The organism is Parvibaculum sp., from assembly GCF_049672805.1.
Classification (GTDB): Bacteria; Pseudomonadota; Alphaproteobacteria; order Parvibaculales; family Parvibaculaceae; genus Parvibaculum.
Genome location: NZ_JBATWS010000447.1, coordinates 1 through 3,255, shown reverse-complemented (window position 1 = coordinate 3,255; position 3,255 = coordinate 1). Strand labels below are relative to the sequence as shown.

The window sequence follows — 3,255 nt, the reverse complement described above, 5'->3', positions numbered from 1 at the left end:
GAGGAAGATGGGTCATCGCGGCGCAGTATAACGATGCGCCGCCCGAAGCCCATGCTCAGGCAACAAGGCCGGGATAGGCTTTCGAAAGTTCGCGCCATGTGGCGCTGATCTTGAGTTGCAACCGGGGCAGATTGTGCATGGCAGCCTCAGCCTCACCCTGCCGGATGCTTTCATCAATCTCGGTCGCAATCCGCATGATGGTGGTAAGGCCAATGCTTTCCGCAACGCTCCGCATTTCGCGGGCCTGTACAGCGAGGGTCGCTGCGTCCCGCTTCTCGCGGGCGGTTTCCATGTTGCGGTGAAGGGCGACGATGCGCTCAAGGCCGACCATCAGATGATCGGTAATGTGCTCGCCGCCGACACGCTGCTCCAGTTCATAGAGATGATCGAGATCGACAAGCTGTTGCCGCTCCGTGGGCGGGGGCACGGCGGTATCGTCCCGGAACGTGGCAAAATAATCTGCAGCGGCACCGGGTTCGGCAGGCAGCAGGAACCAAAAGGTGCTGCCCTGTCCGAGCGTACTGTCCACGCCGATATGGCCGCCCATCAGGGCAACGAGCCGTTTGCTGATCGCAAGCCCAAGACCCGCGCCTGCCCGCTTGCCCGCTACGCGAAAATCATGGGCGTCTGCGCCTTGCGAAAAGGCGTCGAATATCCAGCGCTGCGCTTCTGCGGAAAGGCCGGGGCCGGTATCCGTGACGGAGAAGCGGAGCAATGTCTCGCCGCCCGGCGCCTGCACGGCGGAGACGCGCACCACCACGCCGCCCTGATAGGTGAACTTGATCGCATTGTTGACGAGGTTCGAAAGAACCTGCTTCACCCGGTCAGGATCCGCGATCATGCTGGGCGGAACGTCGAGCCCCTTGTCGATCTCAAGCGACAGCCCGCGCGCAACAGCCTGGTGGCGCGTCATCCGCACAATGCTCGCCGCAAGCTCTGCGGGGTCGAAGCTTCTCGGCTTCAGTTCAAGGGAATGCGCCTCGATTTCCGAGAAATCGATCATGTCATCAATGATGCGGCGCAGAAGCTGGCTCGTTTCCTCGATGGAGCCGGCAATCTTCATCTGCGTGTCGTTCACCGCCTCATCGGCGAGATACATCGCCATGTTGCGCAAGCCATCAAGCGGCGCGCGCACCTCATGGCCGATAATGTCGAGAAACTCGTCCTTCGCCTTCATGGCCGCAACGGCGCGGGCCTCGGCCTCTTCGGCGGCCTGCCGCCGCTGCTCGCTGGTAGCATGAGCGCGGTTCATCCGCTCGATGAGATCGGCATTTTCAAAGCGCAGCCGGAAGGCCTCGCGGTAAGCCTCGTTGACCCGGCGCGTCCAGACCGAAACGGTCGTGAAGAACATGGCCGCGAGGACCAGCGTTGCGAGAGAAAGCGGTTCCGCGCGCCAGACAAGCATAACCGCGACCGGCAGACAGGCTGCTATCGCGTAATAGATGACGGCCGGGGGGTAATTCGCCCGCGAGAACACCGCCGCCATGACCAGCGTGGCGAGAACCAGAAGATAGAAGATTTCATGGGCAAAGGAGGCGCCGGGCAGCCAGAGGATCGAGCCGACCCCCCATGTGGCACCGCTGATAACGGTAACAAACGCATAGCGCCGCGCCCACATCATGGCATTGGAAACGGCGTCCGGGTCGGCACGGAAGCCCTTGCGCACATGGTCGAAGCCAAACTGGGCCACAAGCTGGATCGCCATGACGAGGGGCGTTGCCCAGACCGGGGCTGTCTGGAAGAAGGTGAGCCCGACGACCAGCACGATGCCGAGAAGCGTCCAGCGCGTCGTCTCGCCAAGCGACATCAGCAGCTTGACCTGCTCGGCGTCGATCCGCGTTTCGATGGGAATGGACCGGCGCTTCGGCTCGAAAGGCAGCGAAAGACCGCCCTCCGGGTCCGATGTCAGTTCGGAGCCAGAGCGACCGTCAAACGGGGCTGTGTTTTCAGAGGGCGGGGTCAAGGTTTCGTGCTCTGGGGACAAATGCCTAAAACGCTACTCACCGGCTTTTCCCAAGACGTATCGGGAGCATATCGGTACGGTTGGCCGCGTCGTCGAAGACCCCGCGTCGCATTGACGGGGAGTTGTCCAAAGCATAGGGTCCGCGCGCTTGTCAAAGCCTTAAATCCTTCAATTCGGGTAGATTAAATGTCCGCCGCCCCTGCCATATCTCCTTCGGAACTCCATGAAGCCGCCAAGGTCAGCAAAGCCTGGCCCTTCGAGGAAGCACGGAAAATTGTGGCGCGCCTCGAAAAAGGTAAGGAAACAAGCCCGACCGTTCTCTTCGAAACCGGCTATGGTCCCTCCGGCCTGCCCCATATCGGTACATTCGGCGAAGTGGCGCGCACCACCATGGTGCGCCATGCCTTCGAACGCCTGATGCCCGGCGTGCCCACCCGCCTTCTCTGCTTCTCCGACGACATGGACGGGCTGCGCAAGGTGCCGACCAATGTGCCGAACCAGGAAATGCTGGCGGGCTATATCAACAAGCCGCTGACCGAGGTGCCCGACCCCTTCGGCACGCATACGAGCTTCGGTGCGCATAACAATGCGCGGCTGCGGGCCTTCCTCGATTCCTACGGCTTCGAATATGAGTTTGCCTCCTCGACCGACTATTACAAGTCGGGGCGATTCGACGAGATGCTGCTGAAGGTGCTCGCCAAATTCGACGAAATCATGGAGATCATGCTGCCTTCGCTCCGCGAAGAGCGTCAGCAGAGCTACAGCCCCATTCTCCCGGTCAGCCCCCTCACCGGTCATGTGTTGCTGGTGCCGCTGGTCGGGCGTGATGTTGAGAAGGGCACGGTCAGCTATGTCGAGCCGGGCACAAATGAAACGGTCGAAGTGCCGGTGACGGGCGGCCATTGCAAGCTGCAATGGAAGGCCGACTGGGCCATGCGCTGGGCGGCACTCGGTGTGGATTATGAAATGGCGGGCAAGGATCTGATCGATTCCGTGAAGCTCGCCTCGCGCATCTGCCGCGCACTCGGCAAGGCGCCGCCCGAAGGCTTCAACTACGAACTTTTCCTCGATGAAGAGGGGAAGAAGATTTCAAAGTCGAAGGGCAATGGCCTCTCGATCGAAGACTGGCTGCGTTATGCAAGCCCGGAGAGCCTGCAATATTTCATGTTCCAGAGCCCGCGCGCGGGCAAGCGGCTCTATTTCGATGTCATTCCGCGCAATGTGGATGAATATCTGAGCGCGCTCGCGGCGTTCCCCGCCCAGGATGCGCGTGAACGGCTGAACAATGCCGC

2 protein-coding genes are annotated in these 3,255 nt (G+C 61.2%); one reads left to right on the top strand and one right to left on the bottom strand.

Going from position 1 to position 3,255, the window contains the following annotated elements; genetic code table 11:
• Nucleotides 1–55: 55 nt before the first annotated feature.
• Nucleotides 56–1,963: a sensor histidine kinase gene (locus WBF74_RS13930; protein ID WP_424440950.1), complete on the bottom strand. Its 1,908-nt coding sequence runs from the start codon at nt 1,961–1,963 to the stop codon at nt 56–58.
• A gap of 186 nt (nt 1,964–2,149) precedes the next feature.
• Between WBF74_RS13930 and WBF74_RS13925 the strand changes: the two genes are divergently transcribed.
• Nucleotides 2,150–3,255: lysine--tRNA ligase (locus tag WBF74_RS13925; RefSeq protein WP_424440948.1), on the top strand; the 1,106-nt coding region annotated here is incomplete at its 3' end.